Annotated in this window: 19 protein-coding genes and 1 pseudogene; 13 read left to right on the forward strand and 7 right to left on the reverse strand. The window is 73.0% G+C overall.

Annotated elements, in window-relative coordinates:
- Positions 1–253: 253 nt before the first annotated feature.
- Positions 254–1,474 (reverse strand): zf-HC2 domain-containing protein, encoded by a 1,221-nt coding sequence (locus tag ABT360_RS12105; protein WP_351814124.1) that lies wholly within the window; start codon positions 1,472–1,474, stop codon positions 254–256.
- A complete protein-coding gene (locus ABT360_RS12110) occupies positions 1,471–2,034 on the reverse strand; it encodes a sigma-70 family RNA polymerase sigma factor (RefSeq protein WP_351814126.1) in 564 nt (187 codons plus the stop codon). Before ABT360_RS12110 ends, ABT360_RS12105 begins: the two co-directional genes overlap by 4 nt.
- Before the next feature lie 217 nt (positions 2,035–2,251).
- On the opposite strand from ABT360_RS12110, the gene ABT360_RS12115 reads away from it, so the two are divergent.
- A complete protein-coding gene (locus ABT360_RS12115) occupies positions 2,252–2,626 on the forward strand; it encodes an STAS domain-containing protein (RefSeq protein WP_351814128.1) in 375 nt (124 codons plus the stop codon).
- 31 nt (positions 2,627–2,657) lie between these two features.
- Entirely contained in the window at positions 2,658–3,176 is a 519-nt protein-coding gene (locus tag ABT360_RS12120) for an EF-hand domain-containing protein (protein WP_351814130.1), read from the forward strand.
- A 3-nt stretch (positions 3,177–3,179) separates the two neighbouring features.
- Here ABT360_RS12120 and ABT360_RS12125 read toward each other — a convergent pair whose 3' ends face one another.
- Positions 3,180–4,676: a class I adenylate-forming enzyme family protein gene (locus ABT360_RS12125; RefSeq protein WP_351814132.1), complete on the reverse strand. Its 1,497-nt coding sequence runs from the start codon at positions 4,674–4,676 to the stop codon at positions 3,180–3,182.
- 133 nt (positions 4,677–4,809) lie between these two features.
- Between ABT360_RS12125 and ABT360_RS12130 the strand changes: the two genes are divergently transcribed.
- The 4 genes from ABT360_RS12130 (at position 4,810) to ABT360_RS12145 (ending at position 8,895) form a co-directional block, all read left to right on the forward strand.
- Complete coding sequence (locus tag ABT360_RS12130; protein WP_351814134.1) at positions 4,810–6,000, forward strand: amidohydrolase family protein; 1,191 nt, start codon at positions 4,810–4,812, stop codon at positions 5,998–6,000.
- Complete coding sequence (locus ABT360_RS12135) at positions 6,000–7,133, forward strand: acyl-CoA dehydrogenase family protein (RefSeq protein WP_351814136.1); 1,134 nt, start codon at positions 6,000–6,002, stop codon at positions 7,131–7,133. Before ABT360_RS12130 ends, ABT360_RS12135 begins: the two co-directional genes overlap by 1 nt.
- A 2-nt stretch (positions 7,134–7,135) precedes the next feature.
- Positions 7,136–8,044: an acyl-CoA dehydrogenase family protein gene (locus tag ABT360_RS12140; RefSeq protein WP_351814138.1), complete on the forward strand. Its 909-nt coding sequence runs from the start codon at positions 7,136–7,138 to the stop codon at positions 8,042–8,044.
- Positions 8,045–8,421: 377 nt separating this feature from the next.
- Entirely contained in the window at positions 8,422–8,895 is a 474-nt protein-coding gene (locus ABT360_RS12145) for an ATP-binding protein (RefSeq protein ID WP_351814140.1), read from the forward strand.
- A gap of 259 nt (positions 8,896–9,154) precedes the next feature.
- On the opposite strand, the gene ABT360_RS12150 is transcribed toward ABT360_RS12145, so the two are convergent.
- A complete protein-coding gene (locus ABT360_RS12150; protein WP_351814142.1) occupies positions 9,155–10,081 on the reverse strand; it encodes a cyclase family protein in 927 nt (308 codons plus the stop codon).
- Positions 10,082–10,171: 90 nt separating this feature from the next.
- Between ABT360_RS12150 and ABT360_RS12155 the strand changes: the two genes are divergently transcribed.
- The 4 genes from ABT360_RS12155 to ABT360_RS12170 all read left to right on the forward strand — a co-directional run bounded on the left by ABT360_RS12155 (position 10,172) and on the right by ABT360_RS12170 (position 14,668).
- Positions 10,172–11,083, forward strand: coding sequence for an SDR family oxidoreductase (locus ABT360_RS12155; protein WP_351814144.1), 912 nt, complete (start codon positions 10,172–10,174; stop codon positions 11,081–11,083).
- A gap of 7 nt (positions 11,084–11,090) precedes the next feature.
- Positions 11,091–12,227 (forward strand): acyl-CoA dehydrogenase family protein, encoded by a 1,137-nt coding sequence (locus ABT360_RS12160; RefSeq protein WP_351814147.1) that lies wholly within the window; start codon positions 11,091–11,093, stop codon positions 12,225–12,227.
- Positions 12,224–13,276 (forward strand): Zn-dependent alcohol dehydrogenase, encoded by a 1,053-nt coding sequence (locus tag ABT360_RS12165; RefSeq protein ID WP_351814149.1) that lies wholly within the window; start codon positions 12,224–12,226, stop codon positions 13,274–13,276. Before ABT360_RS12160 ends, ABT360_RS12165 begins: the two co-directional genes overlap by 4 nt.
- A 114-nt stretch (positions 13,277–13,390) precedes the next feature.
- The gene (locus tag ABT360_RS12170) at positions 13,391–14,668 is read left to right on the forward strand and encodes an MFS transporter (protein WP_351814150.1); all 1,278 of its coding nucleotides are present in this window, start codon (positions 13,391–13,393) and stop codon (positions 14,666–14,668) included.
- A gap of 153 nt (positions 14,669–14,821) precedes the next feature.
- On the opposite strand, the gene ABT360_RS12180 is transcribed toward ABT360_RS12170, so the two are convergent.
- Genes ABT360_RS12180 through ABT360_RS12190 form a run of 3 tightly spaced genes read right to left on the reverse strand, consistent with a single transcriptional unit; the run spans position 14,822 to position 18,442 of the window.
- Positions 14,822–15,412 carry a flavin reductase family protein gene (locus ABT360_RS12180; protein ID WP_351814201.1) on the reverse strand — a complete coding sequence of 197 codons (591 nt, stop codon included), beginning with the start codon at positions 15,410–15,412 and terminating at the stop codon, positions 14,822–14,824.
- A 19-nt stretch (positions 15,413–15,431) separates the two neighbouring features.
- Positions 15,432–16,211 carry an enoyl-CoA hydratase/isomerase family protein gene (locus tag ABT360_RS12185; protein ID WP_351814203.1) on the reverse strand — a complete coding sequence of 260 codons (780 nt, stop codon included), beginning with the start codon at positions 16,209–16,211 and terminating at the stop codon, positions 15,432–15,434.
- A gap of 8 nt (positions 16,212–16,219) precedes the next feature.
- Positions 16,220–18,442 carry an acetate--CoA ligase family protein gene (locus ABT360_RS12190; RefSeq protein WP_351814152.1) on the reverse strand — a complete coding sequence of 741 codons (2,223 nt, stop codon included), beginning with the start codon at positions 18,440–18,442 and terminating at the stop codon, positions 16,220–16,222.
- A gap of 155 nt (positions 18,443–18,597) precedes the next feature.
- Between ABT360_RS12190 and ABT360_RS12195 the strand changes: the two are divergent.
- The 3 genes and pseudogenes from ABT360_RS12195 to ABT360_RS12205 form a co-directional block, all read left to right on the forward strand.
- A pseudogene (locus ABT360_RS12195) lies at positions 18,598–18,672 on the forward strand (DoxX family protein); the annotation flags it as partial.
- 11 nt (positions 18,673–18,683) lie between these two features.
- The gene (locus ABT360_RS12200) at positions 18,684–19,157 is read left to right on the forward strand and encodes a Zn-ribbon domain-containing OB-fold protein (protein WP_351814154.1); all 474 of its coding nucleotides are present in this window, start codon (positions 18,684–18,686) and stop codon (positions 19,155–19,157) included.
- A 390-nt stretch (positions 19,158–19,547) separates the two neighbouring features.
- Positions 19,548–19,862, forward strand: a complete 315-nt coding sequence (locus ABT360_RS12205; protein WP_351814156.1) for a chaplin — start codon at positions 19,548–19,550, stop codon at positions 19,860–19,862.
- Positions 19,863–20,239: the final 377 nt, after the last annotated feature.

The following is a 20,239-nucleotide window of genomic DNA, read 5'->3' on the forward strand; positions in this document are numbered from 1 at the left end:
CACAACGGTGTACGCGCGCGGTGGGAAGCGGCACTGACCCGGCCCGTTGTACCCACCCGTCCCTCTCCCTAGGACTGCGTCCTGGGGGGACCCCCAAGCGGGACGAATGCCCACCACGGGATCCGGTGTGCCCCCGCCCGCGGCGCGAAGCTGCCGCACCGGGGCGTGGGGGCGCGAGCCCCGCGAAACCGCCCCGCCCCCGGGGTGTGGGGGCGTCAGCCCCCGCGTAACGACAGCCCCCGGGGGACCGGGACTACAGGCGGCTCAGGGAGGCCGCGGCGAACAGGACGTCGCGGATGGCCTCGCGGTCGCCGTCCTGGCCCGCGGCGGCTTCCTCCGGGGCGATGTGGCCCGCCACCAGCTGGCAGAACTCCACTCCGTCCAGGGCGACCTGGGCGACCTTGCGGTCCGGCGAGCCGATGGCCGCGGGGGAGTCCAGGGCGATGTACCAGTCGCCGCCGCCCGAGCCCTCCACCTCCAGGTGGAGCGAGCGGCCCGGCGCGCCGGCCGTCACGAGGTGGCGGGCCGGGGCGGCGAGGCCCGCGCGGCGGCGGTCGGCGAGGGCGGTCGGCAGTAAGCGGGCCGCCAGGTCGATCATGCAGTGCAGGTGGGCGCCGCTGGGCGGCTCGTACGGGTAGTCGACGGCGTTGGCGATGTCGTCCGCGTGCACCCAGCATTCGAAGGCGCGGTCGAGCAGCGCGTCGCGCAGCGGCAGGGAGAAGTCGCCGTACGACACGGACAGTTCGGATACGCCGCGGCCCGCGAAGGACACCGTGCGGATCAGGGTGTGCGCCTGGTCGCGCCACGGTTCGCGGACCGCTCTGGTGGGCGGGTGGTGCGCGCCCTGCCAGTACGCCTCGGTGCGCTCGGCCGGCGTCTTCGGCGACAGCGAGTCGTCCAGGCCGATCGCCGTCGCGACGAGGCTGTCGACCGCCTGGAGGTGGCCGATCACCCCCGCGACGGTGGTCCGGCGGCTGACCGACCGGCCGCGCTCGAACCACCTGAGCCGCACCGGCGCGTGCCACTCGGAGTCGCCGATGTCCCGCAGCAGCGCGTCCAGCCGGGCGGTCTCCGCGTCGTACGGCCCGGCCCACTCGGGCACGGGGATCCGCGCGGGGCGGCGGCCCAGGCAGTTCTCCAGTACCCGGGAGCGCAGCAGCGGGTCGAGGTCCAGGTCGCGCTCGTGGTGCAGCAGCCCGACCGCGTCGCGCAGCCGCAGGGCCTCCTCCGCGCACGGGGCGCACTCGGTCAGGTGCTCCTCGACGGCGGTCGTCTCCTCGGGCGAGCAGGCGGACAGCGCCCAGGCGCCCAGCAGCGACTGGAGGACCTTGTGCGGCAGGGGCGGCGGCGCGCCCTCGGCCGCGGGCAGCGCCTCGTAGTCGTCGGCGGCCCGTCTCGGGGACGGTATGCGCGGCACGCCGCCCACCTCCTCCTGGCCGTCGTCGTGGCCACCGCCGTCCAGCGGCCCGGTCACAGCGCCCGCCCGTCCAGTGGCCGGCTGTTCGCGGTGGCCAGCAGCTGGAGCCCGAGCCGCAGCCGGCGCCGCGCCTCGTCCTCGGTCACGCCCAGGTCCGCGGCGGTCTGACGGTAGTCCCGGCGCTGGAAATAGGCCAGTTCCAGTGCGGCGCGCAGTGGCGCGGGCATGGACTGGACGATGAAGTCCGCGCGGGCGGACACGGCCGCGCGCCGCACCTTCTGCTCCAGCTCCTCGGTGGAGCCGCCGCCCCGCTCCGCGAACGCCTTGGCCTCCGCCTGGCGCAGCCGGTGCACGGCCTGGCGGCGGGTCAGCTTCGCTATCCAGGAGCGCATGGAGCCCTCGCGCCTGGGGTCGTAGGCGTCCGGGTTCTCCCATACGTACCCGAAGACCTCACGGGTGACCTGGTCGGCGGCCGACTCGTCGTCCAGGACGCGGTGCGCCGTGTTGTGCACGAGGGAGGCGAACCGGTCGTACAGCTCGCCGAGGGCGGCCGCCTCGCCGCGCGCCAGTCGCTGCTGCATCTTGCGGTCCCAGCGCGGTGGTGTGTCCTTCGCCATTCGGAGCCCTCCCGACCCGACTCCTGTCGAATGTAATGCGCCCCACCGACAACGCGCCCCTCTTTGTGCCAAGTGCCCCTCGTGCCGGTCCCGGATGGTAAGGAAGTCGTCACTACGGGTGCATCGTGTTTCATGGGGGGACGACGGGGCAGCAGCCGCCCAAAGGAAGCATCGCTTCCGGTTCGGTGGCCCCGGTGGATCGGCGAAGGGTAGGCGTGTGACGCTCACGGTGGACGAAGCCGAGCACGGCGCCTGGACCGTGCTCAGCGTCCAGGGGGAACTCGACCTGGTCTCCTCACCCGTTGTCCGCAGGTGTGTGCACGACGCGGTCGCGGAGGGCAGGCACGACGTCGTCCTCGACCTGTCCCAGGTGCTGTTCTGCGACTCCAGCGGCGTCGGCGTGCTGATCGCCTCCCGCCGGCTGCTGCACTCCTGCCGGGGCAGGCTGCGGCTGATACTCCCCGCCCAGGGCGCCGTCGAGGGCTCGCACGTCAACCGGGTCCTGGCGGCCCTCGGCGTACGGCGGCTGTTCGCGGTGTACGCGGACGTCGCCTCTGCCACCGGCGAGGAGGACGAGCAGCTCTCGGCGTGACGGCGACCTCTTCGCGTCGTACGCTCCCGGCATGGACGCAGAGGAGTTGTACCAGCGCCGGATCGCCTCCCGGTTCGACGCCTTCGACCAGGACGGCAACGGCTATATCTCCCGTGAGGACTTCACGACCGCGGCCGGCCGGCTGCTGGAGGAGTTCGGAACGTCGTTCCGTTCGGCCAAGGGGCAGGCGCTGGCGAGCGGCGCGGAGGCCTTCTGGCAGGGCATGGCCGGGATCGCGGACGTCGACGGCGACCAGCGGGTGACCCGGGGCGAGTTCGTCAGCGGCGCCGTGAAGCGGCTGCGCGACAACCCGGACCGGTTCGCCGAGATCGCCCGTCCCTTCGTGCGCGCCCTGCTCGACGTGGCCGACAAGGACGGTGACGGCAAGGCCGGGACGGCGGAGGTGGAGCGGGCCCTGCGGGTGCTGGGTGTCGAGTCGCACACCGCCGCGCTCGCGGCCGAGTCGCTGGACCTCGACCGCAGCGGGCTGATCGACGAGGAGGAGGCCGTCACGGCCTTCGCCCGGTACTTCATGACCCAGGAGCCGTGATCCTCACGTACCGGAGTAGCGCTCGCGCAGCCGGTACTTGAGCACCTTGCGCAAGGTGTCGTTGCGGGGCAGGGCGTCCACGACCTCCAGTCGCTCCGGCAGTTTGTGCACCGCCAGGCCCTCGCCGCGCAGGAACGCGGTGAGGGCGCCGAGCGTCAGCTCACCGGTGGCCTCGACGACCGCGCACACCCGTTCCCCGCGTTCCGGGTCCGGCAGCCCGATCACGGCCGCGTCCCGGACCGAGGGGTGCCGGTGCAGCAGGTCCTCGATCTCCTTGGCCGAAATGTTCTCGCCCTTGCGGATGATGACGTCCTTGACACGTCCGGTGAGCACCAGGTGCCCGGAGTCCGTGAGGTGCCCCAGGTCCCCGGTCCTGAGGAAGCCGTCGTCGTCGAACGCCTCGGCGGTCTGCGCCGGGTCCAGATAGCCCCGGCACACCGCCTCGCCGCGCAGCCGCACCTCGCCGTCGACGATCCGTATCTCCATCCCCTCCGGCGGGCGTCCCTCCGTGCCGGCGAGGTTCTCGTCGGTGTCGTCCGGGGACCCCATCGTGATCATCGGGACCTCGGTCATGCCGTAGCCGTGGGTGAGGCGGCAGCCCATCTCCTGGACGACCTCGTGGTAGAGCTCCGGCGGCTTGGGCGCGCCGCCGCCCGCGAGCAGCCGCAGCGTGGGGATGAGCTTGCTCCCCGGCTGTTTGCGCTGTTCGGCGAGGAACATCGCGTAGAAGGCGGTGGAGCCGCCGGCCGTGGTCACGCCGTGCGCGCGGTAGGTCTCCAGGGCGTCCGGCAGGGCGAACGTCTCGAAGAGGACGGCCGGGAAGCCGTACAGCAGGACCATCACGAGGTAGTCCAGGCCGCCTACGTGCGCGAAGGGGAAGGCGATCGACCCGACGTCGTCCGGGGTGAGGCGCAGGGCGTGGGCGAGGCAGGAACCGCCCGCGATCAGGGAACGGTCGGTGTGCAGGACGCCTTTGGGGTCGGACGTCGTACCGGACGTCCAGTAGATCCAGCGTACGTCCGTCCCCGAGGCGGGCGGCGGGACGGGCAGCGTCGCCGGGTCGGCGTCGGGGAGGGTCTCGTACGCCTCGAAGACGCCGTGCGCGCCGAGGCGGTGCGCCATGGCGGTGTGGTCGTGGCCGCGCCATGTGCCCGGTACGGCGAAGAAGTCCGCCGTGGACTCGCGCAGTGCGAAACCCACTTCCCGGTCCCGGTAGAACGGGATGACCGGGGACTGCACGGCGCCGAGGCGCGCCAGGGCGACGGTCAGGACGACGGTTTCGATACGGGTGGGCAGTTGCCAGGCGACGACGGTGCCGGGCCGTACGCCCCTGTCCCACAGCCCGGCCGCGGTCCGCTCGGCGCGGTCGCGCAGGGCGCCGAAGGTGAGGGTGCGGTCGTCCTGGAGGAGGGCGGGCCGGTCGGGGGTGAGGCGGGCGCGGCGGTCGACGAGCTCCCACAGGGTGCGCGAGGCGCCCAGGGCGTGCGCGGTGTCCGTCACGGTTCGCTCCTCCTTAACTGACGGAACGTCAGATTGCTGGGGGGAGCGTAGGGCGGTGCGCCTTGTCGGTCCAGGGGTGCGGGGCTAGCCTGCGTCCCATAGAGCTGACGGAGCGTCAGAAAACGGAGGCGTCATGACGGAACTGCCTCGGATCATCAGCGTCGACGACCATGTCATCGAGCCGGCGCACCTCTTCGAGACCTGGCTCCCGGCCAAGTACCGCGACCGCGGCCCCAAGCCGCTGACCGCCGGGATCGGCGAGCTGGCGTACGTCGGCGGGAAGTACCGGATCACCATGGACCCGGACGGCCCGCCCACCGACTGGTGGATCTACGAGGACCTGAAGTTCCCGTACAAGCGCAACATCGCCGCCGTCGGCTTCGACCGCGACGAGATGACCCTCGAAGGCATCACCCGGCAGGAGATGCGGCGCGGCTGCTGGGACCCGGTCGAACGGCTCAAGGACATGGACCTCAACCACGTCGAGGGCTCCCTGTGCTTCCCCACCTTCCCCCGCTTCTGCGGACAGACCTTCGCCGAGGCGAAGGACAAGGAGGTCGCCCTGGCCTGCGTCCGCGCCTACAACGACTGGATGGTGGAGGAGTGGTGCGGCGACAGCGGCGGGCGGCTGATCCCGCTGTGCCTGATCCCGCTCTGGGACATCGGCCTCGCGGTCGCCGAGATCCGCCGCAACGCGGCCCGGGGCGTACGCGCGGTCACCTTCAGCGAGATCCCCACCTGCCTCGGGCTGCCGTCCATCCACTCCGGCTACTGGGACCCCTTCTTCGCCGTGTGCGAGGAGACCGGGACGGTCGTCAACATGCACATCGGGTCCTCCTCGCAGATGCCGGCCGCGTCCCCCGACGCCCCGCCCGCGGTCCAGGCGTCGCTGTCCTTCAACAACGCCATGGCCTCGATGACGGACTTCCTGTTCTCCGGCGTCCTCGTGAGGTTTCCGGCGCTCAAACTCGCCTACAGCGAGGGGCAGATGGGCTGGATCCCCTACGCGCTGGAGCGGGCCGACGACGTATGGGAGGAGCACCGTGCCTGGGGCGGTGTCCGCGATCTGGTCCCCGAGCCCCCTTCCACGTACTACTACCGGCAGATCTTCTGCTGCTTCTTCCGCGACAAGCACGGCATCGCGTCCCTGGACGTGGTGGGCCGCGACAACGCCACCTTCGAGACGGACTACCCGCACGTCGACTCCACCTTCCCGCACACCAAGGAGGTCGCCCTCGACCACGTCAAGGGACTGGACGACGAGACCGTCCACAAGCTGATGCGCGGCAACGCCATCCGGATGCTCGGCCTGGACCTCGTCTGATGGACCTGGCGTACACGGAGGAGGAAGAGCGCTTCCGGGCACGGCTGCGGGAGTGGCTCGCGGCCGTGCTGCCCGGCCTGCCGCCGAAACCCGACCCCGCCGACTGGCCGGGACGCCGCGCCTACGACACCGCCTGGCAGCGCACGCTGTACGACGCCGGGTACGGCGACCTGCACTGGGCGGCGTCCCCCACCTTGCGGCTGGTCTTCCTGGAGGAGACCGAGCTGGCCGGCGCGCCCTATGCGGGCGCCAACTTCGTCGGGCTGCTGCACGCGGGGCCGACCATCGCGGCCGAGGGCACCGCCGAGCAGCGCGAGCGGTGGCTGCCGCCGATCCTCAGGGGCGAGGACGTGTGGTGCCAGGGCTTCAGCGAACCGGACGCGGGCTCCGACCTCGCCTCCTTGCGGACCCGCGCGGTCCGGGACGGTGACCGGTACCTGGTCAGCGGCTCCAAGACGTGGACCTCCCACGCCGAGGTCGCCGACTGGTGCGAACTGCTCGTGCGCACCGACCCCGACGCGCCCAGGCACCGGGGCATCACCTGGCTGGCCATGCCCATGGACGCCCCCGGCGTCACCGTCCGGCCGCTGCGCACGCTCGCCGGGACGGCGGAGTTCGCCGAACTGTTCCTGGACGAGGTCCCCGTGCCCACCGCCAACCGGGTGGGCGAGGAGAACGACGGCTGGCGGGTCACCATGGTCACCCTGTCGTACGAGCGCGGTACGGCGTTCGTCGGTGAGGTGGTGGCCTGCCAGCGGGTGCTCGGCGAACTGGCGCGCGAGGCACGCGAGAACGGCCGCTGGGACGACCCCGTGCTGCGGCGCCGACTGGGGAGGCTCAACGCCGAGTTCCGTGCCCTGTGGCGGCTGATCCAGTGGAACGTGAGCGAGGCGGAGGCGACCGGCTCGGCACCCGGGGTGGGCGGATCGGTGTTCAAGCTGCGGTACTCGCACGCCCGCCAGGAGCTGTACGACACGGCCGCCGAGGTGCTGGGCGCCGACGCGCTGGACCTGGACCGGGAGTGGGTCCACGACCGGCTGTCGTCGCTCTCGTACACCATCGCCGCCGGGACCTCGCAGATCCAGCGCTCCATCGTCGCCGAGCGGATCCTCGGCCTGCCCAAGGGACGGTGACCGTGGATTTCCGACTCGACGACGACCGGCGGGCGTTGCGGCGGGGCGTGCGGGGGCTGCTGGAGGGGCGGTTCGGGCGGGACGCGCTGCGGAAGGCCGTGGACACGGGCGTACTGGACCGGGCCCTGTGGCGGGAGCTGGGGGCGGCCGGGTTCTTCGCGCTGCGGCTGCCGGAGGAGGACGGCGGGGCCGGGCTCGGACTGCCGGAGGCGGTACTGGCCTTCGAGGAGGCCGGGCGGGTGCTGCTGCCCGGCCCGCTGGTCGCCACCCACCTGGCGGCCGGGCACGTGGCGGGCGCGGCGGAGGGGGACGTGGTCGTCACCGCCGTGGACGGGCCGCTGGTGGAGTGGCTGGACGCCGCCGACGCCGTACAGGGCTCAAGCGCGCGCGGGGCCCGGCCGGTGCGCTCGGCCGACCCCCTGACGCCGCTGCACCGGGTACCGGACGGGGCCGCGTACGGTGACCCGGTCGCCGTGCTGCTCACCGCCGCCGAGCAGCTCGGCAGCGCGGGCCGTACGACGGAGATGGCGGCACGGTACGCGCGCGAGCGCGAGCAGTTCGGCCGCCCCGTCGGCGCCTTCCAGGCGGTGGCCCACCTGTGCGCGGAGATGCTGGTGCGCGTGGAGGTGGCGCGCGGCGCGGTGTACGCGGCCGCCGTCACCGCCGACCCGGTGGACATCGCCGCCGCCAAGCTGCTGGCCGACGAGGCGGCGGTGCGCGGCGCCCGGGACTGCCTCCAGGTGTACGGCGGGATGGGCTTCACCTGGGAGGCCGATGTGCACCTGCACCTCAAGCGGGCGTGGGTGCGGGCGCGGCGGTGGATGGGGACGGCCGAGGCCGAGGAGAGGTGCGCGGCGGCGCTCCGTCCCCCCGGAGGCAGCCCTTCGGGTGAGGCGGTCACGGAGCGTTGATATCGGGTTGTTGTGTTCCGGAGACCCGCTACGGCCCGGAGTCGGGGCCCGCCTCCGGTACTCTCCGTGGGGTGCGAGTGGTTCGGAGTACGGTGCGTCCCGGTGGTGCCCCTGCGGCGGCTCCGCGCCCGGGAGTGCCCGCCGTTCGTGCCCCTCGGTGGGGTGGTGCGCCACCCTGTTCGACTACCCGCAGCGTGCGTCGCACAGTATGCATCACCCGTACTCCTTCGCGCTGGAATATGCCCGAAGCGCTTGTTGCGGTGACTGTACGTCAACCATGCTGTCCCATAGGGAAATCACGTTCAGTGACGACTGTGAAGGCTGTGGTCGCTGTGAGACGCGAGGCGTTGTGTCCGCCGGTTCGGATGGTGTGAGCGGTGCAGGTGCTTCAGGTGCAGTTGGAGATCGGCCCCGACCCGGCAGAGGTCGGCCGTGCCCGAAGATGGGCGCGGTCACGGCTCGCCGGTTCAGGGATAGGGGATGACGAGCCACTGGCCGAGACGCTGGTGCTGCTCATTTCGGAACTCGTCACCAACGCCGTGGTGCACACCGGCTGTCCGGCCGTGTTGCGGATGCTCTTCGGCGCGGGAGTGGCGGAGTCGGGGACGGTACGGGTGGAGGTCGCCGACACCAGCGCCCGGCCCCCGCGCCCCCGGCACGCCGACGGCGACGACACCAACGGGCGTGGTCTGGAGCTGGTCGACGGGCTCGCCGACCGGTGGGGGTGGCAGCGGGAAGGCGCCGGCAAGAGCATCTGGTGCGAAGTGGACCGGGGCGCGCCGGTAGTGACGGGGGTGGTGCGTGAGTCGGGAGGATATGCGCCGTCGTGCGCCGTCACAAATAGGGCATAACGGATGTATCCCTGAATAGGTGTTGACGGGCGGTGTCCGTCTGATCACCCTTGGAGCAGCGATTCGTGGCGAGGGGACGCCGAGGGCTTGACGCCCTCGACGAGTGCGGGTCGCGGCTCGGCGGCGGCTCTGTCAGGGCCCTCGGGGTGAGCCCGCCGGAGCCGGGTGGCGGCCGCCGTGCCGTGCTCGGGGTGCGCATGAGTGCGCCGCCACCCAAGAGGAACGTGGAGCCGGGCGCGCACCGCGGGGCGCCCCGGCGTCAGAGGACCGCGACCGGGGCCACCGGGGTTCCCGTGCCGCCCACGAAGGGTTCGGGCATCGCGGCCAGCAGGAAGGCGTACCGCCGTTCCTGCGCACAGGCTGTGGACAGCTCCTCCAGGTTCCAGTTCTGGCCCTGGAGCATCCCCATCTCCACCAGGTGCAGTGCGTGCACCGGCAGCCACAGGTCTTCCCTCTCGGGCGGGAAGACCTCGAAGGTGAGCGTGTCGTTGGCCACCGCCGCCACATCGCGGGCGTGGAACCACTCGGGCGTACGGACCGACAGGCCCGGCGACGGATAGCCGTACGCGTGCTTGTCGCCCGCGAGGTACACCTGCACCTGACCCGTCCGTACGAGCACGACGTCGCCCGCCCGGACGCTCACCCCGCCGAACTCCGCCGCCTCGTCCAGGTCTTCCGGCGTCACCGCGTGGTCGCCCGGCAGCCGCTCGACACCCTTGGCGCGGGCCACGTCGAGCAGGACCCCCCGGGAGACGACGTGCCGCGCCTTGTCGATGCCGCTGAACGCGCTGCGGCCGTGCGGGGTGATGGAGGTGGCGGGCCGGCCGTTGTAGATCCGGCCCGAGTGCGAGGCGTGGGTGAGCGCGTCCCAGTGGGTGCCCGCCTGCAACCCCATGGTGACGATGTCGTCGCTGGTCGCGACCGTGCCCGGGCCGAACAGCTCCTGGTTGACCTGCACCATGGCGTGCAGCGGGTTGACCCGGCCCGGGATGAGACCCGTCTGGACCCCGTCCTGGTGCAGCGGGAGCGCCAGTGGGACGCGCAGACCGCTGCGTACGGCCCCGGCGGCCTCCCGTACGACGGTGTCGGTGATCAGGTTGAGGGTGCCCCGCTCGTCGTCCTCCCCCCAGCGTCCCCAGTTGTTGACGCGCTTGGCGATCTCGTGGAACGCGGCCGGCAGTGACATGGGGCCCTCCCGGGTCTTGTGCTGGCATGTCTGACGGGCCGTAGAATCTAACGCACCGTCAGATATGGGAAGTGCGGGAAGGGGCCGGGCATGGGGAACTTCTTGGCGGGCAAGGTCGTCGCCGTGACCGGCGCCGGGCGGGGCATCGGGCGGGCCGTCGCCCTCGCCTGCGCCGCCGAAGGGGCCGGGGTCGTCGTCAACGACTACGGCGTGTCGGTCGCGGGCGCGGAGCCCGCCTCGGAGGTCGCGGCGGCCGTCGTCAAGGAGATCGTCGCGGCGGGCGGCCGGGCCGTCGCCGTCGCCGACGACATCTCCACCATGGCGGGCGGACAGTGCGTCGTGGACACCGCGCTCGCCGAGTACGGCCGGATCGACGGAGCCGTGTGCGTCGCCGGCATCCTCCGCGAACGGATGCTCTTCAACATGTCCGAGGAGGAGTGGGACCCTGTCCTCGCCACCCACCTCAAGGGCACCTTCACCGTCTTCCGCGCCGCCTCCGCGGTGATGCGCCGGCAGGGCGCCGGGACGCTGATCGGCTTCACCAGCGGCAACCACCAGGGCTCCGTCGCCCAGGCCAACTACGCGGCCGCCAAGGGCGGCATCATCTCGCTCGTCCGCAGCGCCGCCCTCGGCCTGCACAAGTACGGCGTCACCGCCAACGCCGTCGCGCCCGTCGCCCGTACCCGCATGTCCGCGAACGTGCCCATGGAGCTCAAGGAGATCGGCGACCCGGAGGACGTCGCCGCGCTCGTCGTCTACCTGCTCTCCGACCGCGCCCGCGCCGAGAGGATCACCGGCCAGGTCTACACGATCGCCGGACCCAAGATCGCCGTGTGGGCGCAGCCGCGTGAGCTGCGGGCGGCGTACGCGGAGGAGCCCTGGACGCCCGAGCGGATCGCCGACTTCCTGCCCGGGACGGTCGGCACCGACCCCATGCCGCTGCTGGAGCGGCTGGAGGAGATGACCCGGGCGGCGGCCGCCACGTCCCGCCCGAACGCGTAGGCCCGTGATGGACTTCGCGTTCGGGGACGAGGACGAGGACTTCCGGGCCGTCGCGCGGGAGTGGCTGGAGGCGCACCCCTGGGGCGAGGGCGGGCGCGCCTGGGAGCGGCAGCTCGGGGCGGACGGCTGGGTCGGACTCGGGTGGGAGGCGGAGGGCTACGGCAACCGGCGCGCCACGCTCACCCAGCAGGTCGTCTGGGCCGAGGAGTACGCGCGCGTGGGGGCGCCCGGCCGGGTCGGGCACATCGGGGAGAAGCTCCTCGCACCGACCCTGCTCGCGTACGGGGACGAGGAGCAGAAGAACCGGTTCCTCCCCGGTATCGCGCGCGGCGAGGAGCTGTGGTGCCAGGGCTACAGCGAGCCGGGTGCCGGATCGGACCTGGCGGGGGTGCGGACGCGGGCCGAGCGGGACGGCGGCGTGCACCGGGTCACCGGCCAGAAGATCTGGACGTCGCTCGCCCGGGACGCCGACTGGTGCTTCGTGCTGGCCAGGACGGAGGCGGGCTCACGGCGCCACCACGGGTTGTCGTTCCTGCTGGTGCCCATGGACCAGCCGGGCAGGGTCGAGGTGCGGCCCATCCGGCAGATGACCGGGACGAGCGAGTTCAACGAGGTCTTCTTCGACGGGGCGGAGGCCGTCGGTGTGGTGGGGAGGGAAGGGGACGGCTGGCGGGTGGCCATGGGGCTGCTCGCGGTCGAGCGGGGCGTGTCGACGCTCGTCCAGCAGATCGGGTTCGAGGCGGAGCTGGCGCGGGTGCTGCGGCTGGCCGTGGAGAACGGGGCGGTCGCCGACCCCGTACTGAAGGGCGCCCTCGTGCGGCAGTGGGCCGAACTGCGGGTGATGCGGTGGAACGCGCTGCGGACCCTGGGCGGTCCGGCCGGCGCGGGTGCGCCGAGCGTGGCCAAGCTGCTGTGGGGGCGGTGGCACCAGCGGCTGGGCGAGCTGGCGATGGCCGTGCGGGGCGCGGCGGGCGTGACCGGGCCGGGGGCGTGGTCGCCGGGCGCGTACGAACTCGACGACGTGCAGCGGGCGTTCCTGTTCAGCCGGGCCGACACCATCTACGGCGGCTCGGACGAGATCCAGCGCGACATCATCGCCGAGCGGGTGCTCGGCCTGCCGAGAGATGCCAAGGGGTCGTCATGAGAGGTGTTCTCTTCGACGGTGAACGGGCGCGGGTCGTCGACGACCTGGTCGTACGGGATCCGGGGCCGGGCGAGGTGCTGGTGCGGATCGCGGCGGCCGGGCTGTGCCACAGCGACCTGTCGGTGATCGACGGGACGATCCCGTTCCCGGTGCCGGTGGTGCTCGGGCACGAAGGCGCCGGGATCGTGGAGGCGGTGGGGGCGGGGGTGACACATGTGGTGCCCGGTGACCATGTGGCGTTGTCGACGCTGGCGAACTGCGGAACGTGCGCCGACTGCGACCGGGGGCGGCCGACGATGTGCCGGCGGTCGATCGGGCGGCCGGGGACACCGTTCACGAGGGGCGGGCGTCCGGTCCACCAGTTCGCGTCCACCTCGGTCTTCGCGGAACGGACGCTGGTCCGCGCGGTGCAGGCGGTACGGATCCCCTCCGGCATTCCGCTGGACTCCGCCGCGCTCATCGGCTGCGGGGTGCTCACCGGGGTCGGGGCCGTGCTGAACCGGGCGAAGGTCGGGCGCGGTGAGACGGTCGTCGTCATCGGCACGGGCGGCATCGGGCTCAATGTGCTCCAGGGCGCCCGCCTCGCCGGTGCCTCACCGATCGTCGCCGTCGACGTGCGGGCGGACAAGGAGCCGCTCGCGCGGCGGTTCGGGGCGACGCACTTCGTCACCTCCGCCGACGCCGTGCGCGAGGTACTGCCCGGCGGCGCCGACCACGTCTTCGAGTGCGTGGGCCACGTCGGGCTCGTACGGAAGGCGATCGACCTCCTCGACCGGCACGGGCAGGCCGTCCTGCTCGGCATGACCGCGCCCGCCGACGAGGCGGCGTTCCCGCCCGCCTCGATGTTCCTCGACAAGTCGGTGCTCGGCTGCCGGTACGGCAGTTCACGGCCGCAGCACGACATCCCGCTCTACGCCGGGCTCTACCGCGAGGGGCGGCTGCTGCTCGACGAACTGGTGACGCAGACGTACCCGGTCGAGGACTTCGCCAAGGCGGCCGACGACGCCCACCACGGGCGGGCGGCGCGGGGCGTGCTCGTGTTCGCGTAACCCCCGTCGTGGGCCCCCGTCGTGGGCCCCCGTGGTGGGCCCCGTCGCGGACCCTCGTCGAGGGACCGTATTTCGGTGGACCGGGGGTGCGGGGGCGCGGTTACGGTCAGGTACATGTCGTATCGCGAGATCGTCACCCGGCCCGTACTGACCTGGTGCCTCGTCGCCCTCGCCGCCCGGCTGCCGGTGGCGATGGCGCCCCTGGCGCTGGTGTTCCTGGTGCGCGAGCGGCCCGGCGGCTACACCCTCGGAGCCGTCCTCGCCGCCGTGTACGTGATCGGCGAGATCCTCGGCGCGCCCCTGTTCGGTACGCGGCTGCGCCCCGAGCGCGCCCGGCCGCAACTGGCGGCCGGACTCGCGGTCGGTGGCGCGTCGTTCGCGGGGCTCTGGCTCGCCCACGGCTCCGGTCCGGTGGTGCTCGGCGCACTGGCGTTCCTCGCCGGGGCGGGGCCGGCGGCGGCGGCCGGTGGGCTGCGCGCCCTGCTGACCGGCATGGTCCCGCCGGGCGCGGTCACACGGGCGATGAGCCTGGAGACGATCCTGATGTCCGGCATCTGGGCCGCGTCGCCCGCCCTGAGCACCGGGCTGGCGCTGGGGGTGGCCCCCTACGCGCCGATGATGCTGGCCGCCGTGCTGATGGGCGGCGGTGCCGCCGGGCTGTGGGCGCTGCCGGCCGGCTGGGCGGCGGAGGAGGGCGCCGACGGCCACGGCGGCGGGTCCCGGATGCGGTTGCTGATCGGCGCGTGGCCGGTGTACGTGCTGGGCGCGGCCAGCATGGCCATGCTGGCGCTCGCCGAGCTGATCCTGCCCGCGCTGCTGGAGCAGCGGTCCATCGGGCTCGGCTGGGCGGGGCCGTTGCTGGCCGGGTTCTCGCTCGGGTCGGCGGCGGGGGCGTTCGTGTACGGGATGCGGAACTGGCCGGGGCGGCCCGGGCGCCAGTGCCTGGTGCTGCTGCCCGGCACCTGCGGCTGCGGGGTGCTGGTCGCGCTGGTGCCGTGGACCTGGGCGATCGGCGCGGTGCTGGTGGTGGCCGGTGCCGTCCAGGCGGCGATCAGCCTGGCCCGCAACCTCCAGTTGCGCCAGATCCTCCCGGCGAGCGAGCTGGCGGCCGCGTACTCGGTGAACTACGCGGTGGTGGGCGCCGGTTACGCGGCGAGCGGGGCCCTGGCGGGTGGGCTGCTGCGGGTCGTGGCCCCCTCGACGGCCATCCTGGTGGGCGTCGTGCTGACGCTGCTGCTCAGCGTCGTGGGCCTGGTGGGGGAGCGGCGGATGTCAGCGGCTCCGGTCCCGGGCGGCCACGAGCGGGTCCCCACCGGCACCGTCGGGGCGTCCGCCGGCGGCGCGGAAGGTGCGGCGGCAGACGGTGGGCGGGACGCCGAGCGCCGCCGGTAGGTGCCGGCGCATCCACTGGGCGGTGCCGAACCCGGCGTCCTGTGCGACCTGGACGGCCGGCAGGTCCGTGGACTCGGGTGGTCCGGTACGCCTCGGGCGCCCTGTGCGCGGCCGCCGCGCCGGGGGCCCTCGGGATCCGGCGACGGCAGCCGGTCAGGGCACGAGGCGGCCGAACCTGCCCCGGTGGAACAGCAGCGGGTCACCGTCGTCCGCGGCGCCCAGGGCCTGCACGCGGCCCACCACGATCAGGTGGTCGCCGCCCGTGTGGACGGCGTGGACCACGCAGTCGATCCAGGCCGGCGCGCCCGTCAGGCGCGGTGAGCCCGTCGCCGGTGCCGGGTCGTACGCGACGCCCGCGAACTTGTCCGCCCCGGTCGAGCCGCTCACCGCGAACGCCCGGCACAAGGCGGCCTGGTCCGCGCCCAGGACGTTCACGCAGAAGGCGCCGGCGCGGGCGATCCGGGGCCATGTCGCCGACGTACGGGCCACCATGAAGGCGACCAGCGGCGGGTCGAGCGAGAGGGACGCGAAGGACTGGCACGCGAAGCCCGCGGGGCCCTCCGCGTCGTACGCCGTGACGACGGTGACGCCGGTCGCGAAGTGGCCCAGGACGCGCCGGAACTCGGCCGGGTCCATGGCCAGCCGCTCGTCGTCCCGTACCGCCCGCAGCAGCGGGGGCGGGGGCGCACCGGAGGCCGTGGGGGCCCCGACGGACCTGAGGTAGCGGACGGCGGTGGCCGCCATCCCGGCGTGGCCCATCACGTCAGTCCCCCCTGTATGCGGGTGTGCGGCGTTCCACGAAGCTCGCCACACCCTCGTTCGCGTCGTGCGTCGTCATGGTGATCTCCTGCGCGGCCGCCTCGGCCGCGAACGCGGTGGTGCGGTCGGTGTCGAGTGAGGCGTTGACCAGCTGCTTGGTGAGCGCGATGGCCCGCGTCGGGCCCTTCGCGAGGCGTTCCGCCCAGGTGCGGGCCGTCTTCTCCAGCTCGCCGTCCGGGACGACCCGGTTGACCAGGCCGATGCCGCGAGCCTCCTCGGCGGACAGCGCGTCGCCGAAGAACATCAGCTCCTTCGCGCGCTGCGGCCCCACCAGGCGCGGCAGCAGATACGCCCCACCGCCGTCCGGGACCAGGCCACGGCGTACGAACACCTCGATGAACCGTGCCGATTCGGCCGCCAGGACCAGGTCGCACGCGAACGCCAGGTGCGCGCCGATCCCGGCGGCCGTTCCGTTGACGGCGGCGATCACCGGCTTCTCGCAGTCGAGCACCGCGGCGATCAGGCGCTGGGCCCCGAGCCGGACGGTCCTGGCCACATCGCCCGCGACACGCTCCGCGCCGGTGGCCGCCGCTGCGCGCAGATCGGCACCGGAGCAGAAGCCCCTGCCGGTGGCGGTGAGGACGACGGCGCGTACGCCGGGGTCGGCGGAGGCGTCGGCGAGCAGCGCGATGAGGTGGTCCCGCTGGTCGGGAGCGAGGGCGTTCATCGCCTCGGGGCGGTTGAGGGTGACCCAGGAGACGCCGTCGTCGGTGGAGTGGAGCATCTGCCTGGTCACCGGCACACCGCCATCGCGTCCAGCGCCACCGCGCCCTGCCCGCGTTCCAGCACCATCAGCGGGTTGATGTCCAGCTCCGACAGCCGGTCGCCCAGTTCCAGCGCCATCCGCTGCACCCGCAGCACGACCTCGACCAGGGCGTCCACATCCCTCGGCGGCGCACCCCGTACGCCGTTCAGCAGGGCCCGCCCGCGCAGTTCGCCGAGCATGGCGCGCGCCTGGTCCTCGCCGAAGGGCGGTACGCGTACGGCCGTGTCCGAGAGGACCTCCACCAGGACGCCGCCCAGTCCGACGGTCACCGTGGGGCCGAACAGCTCGTCGTGCGTCACGCCCACCACCATCTCGACGCCCCGGTCGACCATCTGGCAGACGAGGATGCCGTCCAGCGTGGCCTCCTCGTACCGGGCGATGTCGATGAGCTCGCGGTAGGTGTCGCGGACCTGGCTGGCGGACGTCAGCCCGATCCTCACCAGGCCCAGTTCGGTCTTGTGGGCGAGCTGCGGGGCGGACGCCTTCATCACGACGGGGTACCCGACCTGGCTCGCCGCCCGTACTGCCGCAGCCGCGCTGGTCACCAGCTGCTCGCGCGGTACGCGGATGCCGTAGGCCCGCAGGAGCTGCTTGGCCGCGTGCTCGCTCATCCGGTGGCCGGGGTGCATCAGGGCCTGTGCCTTGCGGTACGAGGGGGAGGGTGTGCGGGGCGCGTCGTCGAAGGGCGAGCGGTACGCCCGGGTGAACCGGTGGTGGTCCAGGTACGCCTTGACGGCGGTGACGCAGTTGCCGAACGTCCGGAACGTCACCACGCGCGAGGAGCCGAGGAGCGTCTCGCGGTACGCGGCCTCGGTGCCGACGGGTGACCCCCAGACCACGCACACCGGCTTGTCCGTGCGTTCCGCCGCGTCCACCAGGTCCTGGGCCAGCTTGTCGCTCATCGGCGGGAAGGGACCGGTGATCGGGCAGATGAGGACGCCGACGTCCGGGTCGGCGAGGATCGCGTCGATGATCTTCCGGCCGCGCCAGTCCCCCACCGGGTGGCCGCCGTTGTCGACGGGGTTGGCGACGTTCAGGTCGTCGGGTATCCACTGGTGGAGCTCGTCCTGCTTGGCCGGTGACAGGCGCGGCAGCCGCAGCCCGGCCGCCGTGGCCAGGTCCGCGAAGTGGGCGCCCGTACCGCCCGAGATCGCATACACCGCGACGCCGTCGGCGGCCGGCGGGCGGGCCCGCGCGAGCAGGGTGGCGGTGTCCTGGAGCTCGTCGAGGCCGTCGACCCTGGTGATCCCGAACTGCCGCATGGCCGCGTCCACCACCTGGTCCGCACCGGTCAGCTTCCCGGTGTGGGACGCGGCGGTCCGCGCCCCGGCGGGGGTGCGGCCGACCTTCACGGCGACGACGGGCACCCCGCGCCGTGCCGCGCGGTCGGCGGCGAGGAGGAAGGAGCGTCCGTCCTTGATCCCTTCCAGGTAGCAGGCGATCGCCCCGACCTCGGGCCGTTCGGCGAAGTACGCGAGGAAGTCGGCGCTCTCCAGGTCGGCCTCGTTGCCCGTGGGCGCCCAGTGGGACAGGCGTACGCCCAGCTCTTGCAGGGCGTACAGGGGGCGGCCCTGGTGGCCGGACTGGGTGATCAGGGCGATCGCGGGACCGTCGAGGTCGTCGCGGAACTCCTCGAAGGCGTTCAGGTTGGTGTTGGGGCCCAGCAGCCGCACCCCCGTGCGTTCGGCGGCGGCCGCGAGCCGGGCCTGCGCGGCGGCGCCCGCCTCGCCCGTCTCGGCGAACCCGGACGCGAAGGCGACGGCGAACCTGGCCTTGGCCACCCCCAGTTCCTCGACGACCGGCAGCGGGTCGGCGACCAGCAGCACGGCGACGTCGACGGGTTCGGGCAGGGCGGTGACGGAGGGTACGCAGCCGACCCCGAAGACCGAGGCGCGGCGGGGATGCACCGGGTACAGCCGGGCGCCGACCCGCTCGGCCCAGCGCAGCAGCTGCCGGGTGATCCCGGTGTTGGGGCGGCCCTCGGTGTCGGACGCCCCGACGACGGCGACGGAGTCGGGCCGGAAGAGCCGGTCCAGATCGGGCACGGGAGCGTGCAGCGGGCGGCCGCTGACGTCCACGTCGCCCTCGGCCGCCGCGATGCCGTGGACGGTGGCTCCGGTGGTCTGCCCGCAGGCCACCACCCGGGCACGCAGGTCGGTGGTGAAGGTGCCGTGGGTCGATCCAAGCATCGTTCCGCCGCTCCTGCTCGTCGGGGGGACTGAGAACTGACGCTCTGTCAGATTAGCGAGTCGGTCACCGGGCCGGAATAGGGCGGCCCCCTTGCGCCGGCTGCCGCGGTCCGCTGAACTGACGTACCGTCAGGTTAAGCGGGAGGGGCCCCGGAATGCAGACCGTCTGGCTCAGCGGCGCCGAGTGGCTCGCCGTCCTCCGTGTCGGTCTCGGCCTGTGGTGGCTGGAGAGGCTCGGCGCATGAACGCGGGCGTCCCGGACATCGACCCCTTCACCCGCCCCTACTGGGACGCCGCCGCCGAGGGCCGCCTGCTCATCAGGCGGTGCGGCGCCTGCGGGCGGGCCCACCACTACCCGCGCGAGTTCTGCCCGCACTGCTGGGAGGACGACGTCACCTGGGAGCGGGCGAGCGGCCGCGCCACGCTCTACACCTGGTCCGTCGTCCACCGCAACGACCTCCCGCCCTTCGGCGCCCGCACGCCCTACACGGCGGCAGTCGTCGACCTCGCCGAAGGCCCGCGCATGATGACCGAGGTCGTCGAGTGCGCTGAGGCCGAGCTCCGGATCGGCATGCCCCTGACCGTCGCCTTCCGCACGGAGGGCGAGGGCGCCGACCGGATCACGATCCCGGTCTTCCGCCCGGCTGGTGCTGTCCGGCGGATCAGGGACGGATCGGGAGGCGGCGGGCCGGAGGTGAGCCGTCGGTCGGGATGATGCCGGTCATCACCAGGGCCTCGTCCGTGTCGGCAAACTCCCAACGGGCTACGTACGGCCCGCCCTCACCCGGCCACTCGGCGCGGACGACCGGGCGGCTCAACACGCACTCGAACCAGTCGGCGCACCGCTCTGCGAGTTCCTCGACCGCGCCAGAGGCCCGGAAGAAGCCGCGCTCGGGCGACTCGTGAAGGTTGAAGAGCTGGTCGCAGACCTTCCCCCACTGTTGACGTCCACGGGGAGACTCTAGAACCGGGGGCATCCCGCGTCCGGCGCGCCGCGTGGTCACCGGGTTGGCCGTATCTGCGTGACCCCGGCGTGGCTCCTGGTGTTGTCGGTGAGGTCCAGGCCGCAAAGTCGCGGCAGAATCTCGTCTCCAAGGAGATCGCGATGTCACGTATGAAGAGGGCGGTCACCGTTGCCGCCACCGCCGGTACCGTCCTGATCGGCGGTGCGGGCATGGCCAGCGCGGACGCCACTGCCGACGCCGCGGCCGTAGGATCCCCGGGTGTTCTGTCCGGGAACATCGTCCAGCTGCCGATCCACATTCCGATCAACATCTGCGGCAACACGGTCAACATCCCGGGTGTGCTCAACCCGGCGTTCGGCAACGTCTGCATCAACGACGGTGGCTCGAAGAAGGGCCACGACGACGGCAAGCACGGTGACGACGGTAAGCACGGCGGGCACGGCGACATGCGCTGACAGCACAATCAGCGTGGCCCTGAAGCCGATGGCGACCTCCAGCGGCTTCGGGGCTGGGGTGCGAAGGCGCCCGGGGTACAGCCACCGGGCGACAACCCGGTCCGGTGCCGCCTTCGCACCCCCACGCGTCGTCCGGACCCAGGTCCTCTTCTTCACCGCCGCCGAAGCCCGCGAGTGCCGGGCCGGGTCGGTGGGGCGAGGAGCGGACCCCGGCGGGCGCGGGGAGGCGGGTGAGGAAGATCTCGTGCCCGCACTGCGGTGCGGAGTTCGCGCCGTTTTTCGACTCTCACGGTGGCGGCTCCCTGTTGTGGCGCCGAAACGTCGCTCAAGGATTGAGGTCCTGTATCCGAACCGGGCATGGTTGGCTCACCGATGAG

This window comes from Streptomyces sp. NPDC000229, assembly GCF_040300825.1.
Taxonomy (GTDB): domain Bacteria; phylum Actinomycetota; class Actinomycetes; order Streptomycetales; family Streptomycetaceae; genus Streptomyces.

What these genes read in the sequence shown, in the direction of transcription:
- ABT360_RS12135 (WP_351814136.1), top strand. Translation starts at nt 6,000, where the DNA reads ATGGACCTGGCGTACACGGAGGAGGAAGAGCGCTTCCGGGCACGGCTG.
- ABT360_RS12205 (WP_351814156.1), top strand. Translation starts at nt 19,548, where the DNA reads ATGTCACGTATGAAGAGGGCGGTCACCGTTGCCGCCACCGCCGGTACC.
- ABT360_RS12185 (WP_351814203.1), bottom strand. Translation starts at nt 16,211, where the DNA reads ATGCTCCACTCCACCGACGACGGCGTCTCCTGGGTCACCCTCAACCGC.
- ABT360_RS12180 (WP_351814201.1), bottom strand. Translation starts at nt 15,412, where the DNA reads ATGGCGGCCACCGCCGTCCGCTACCTCAGGTCCGTCGGGGCCCCCACG.
- ABT360_RS12190 (WP_351814152.1), bottom strand. Translation starts at nt 18,442, where the DNA reads ATGCTTGGATCGACCCACGGCACCTTCACCACCGACCTGCGTGCCCGG.
- ABT360_RS12165 (WP_351814149.1), top strand. Translation starts at nt 12,224, where the DNA reads ATGAGAGGTGTTCTCTTCGACGGTGAACGGGCGCGGGTCGTCGACGAC.
- ABT360_RS12200 (WP_351814154.1), top strand. Translation starts at nt 18,684, where the DNA reads ATGAACGCGGGCGTCCCGGACATCGACCCCTTCACCCGCCCCTACTGG.
- ABT360_RS12150 (WP_351814142.1), bottom strand. Translation starts at nt 10,081, where the DNA reads ATGTCACTGCCGGCCGCGTTCCACGAGATCGCCAAGCGCGTCAACAAC.
- ABT360_RS12155 (WP_351814144.1), top strand. Translation starts at nt 10,172, where the DNA reads ATGGGGAACTTCTTGGCGGGCAAGGTCGTCGCCGTGACCGGCGCCGGG.
- ABT360_RS12120 (WP_351814130.1), top strand. Translation starts at nt 2,658, where the DNA reads ATGGACGCAGAGGAGTTGTACCAGCGCCGGATCGCCTCCCGGTTCGAC.
- ABT360_RS12130 (WP_351814134.1), top strand. Translation starts at nt 4,810, where the DNA reads ATGACGGAACTGCCTCGGATCATCAGCGTCGACGACCATGTCATCGAG.
- ABT360_RS12170 (WP_351814150.1), top strand. Translation starts at nt 13,391, where the DNA reads ATGTCGTATCGCGAGATCGTCACCCGGCCCGTACTGACCTGGTGCCTC.
- ABT360_RS12110 (WP_351814126.1), bottom strand. Translation starts at nt 2,034, where the DNA reads ATGGCGAAGGACACACCACCGCGCTGGGACCGCAAGATGCAGCAGCGA.
- ABT360_RS12160 (WP_351814147.1), top strand. Translation starts at nt 11,091, where the DNA reads ATGGACTTCGCGTTCGGGGACGAGGACGAGGACTTCCGGGCCGTCGCG.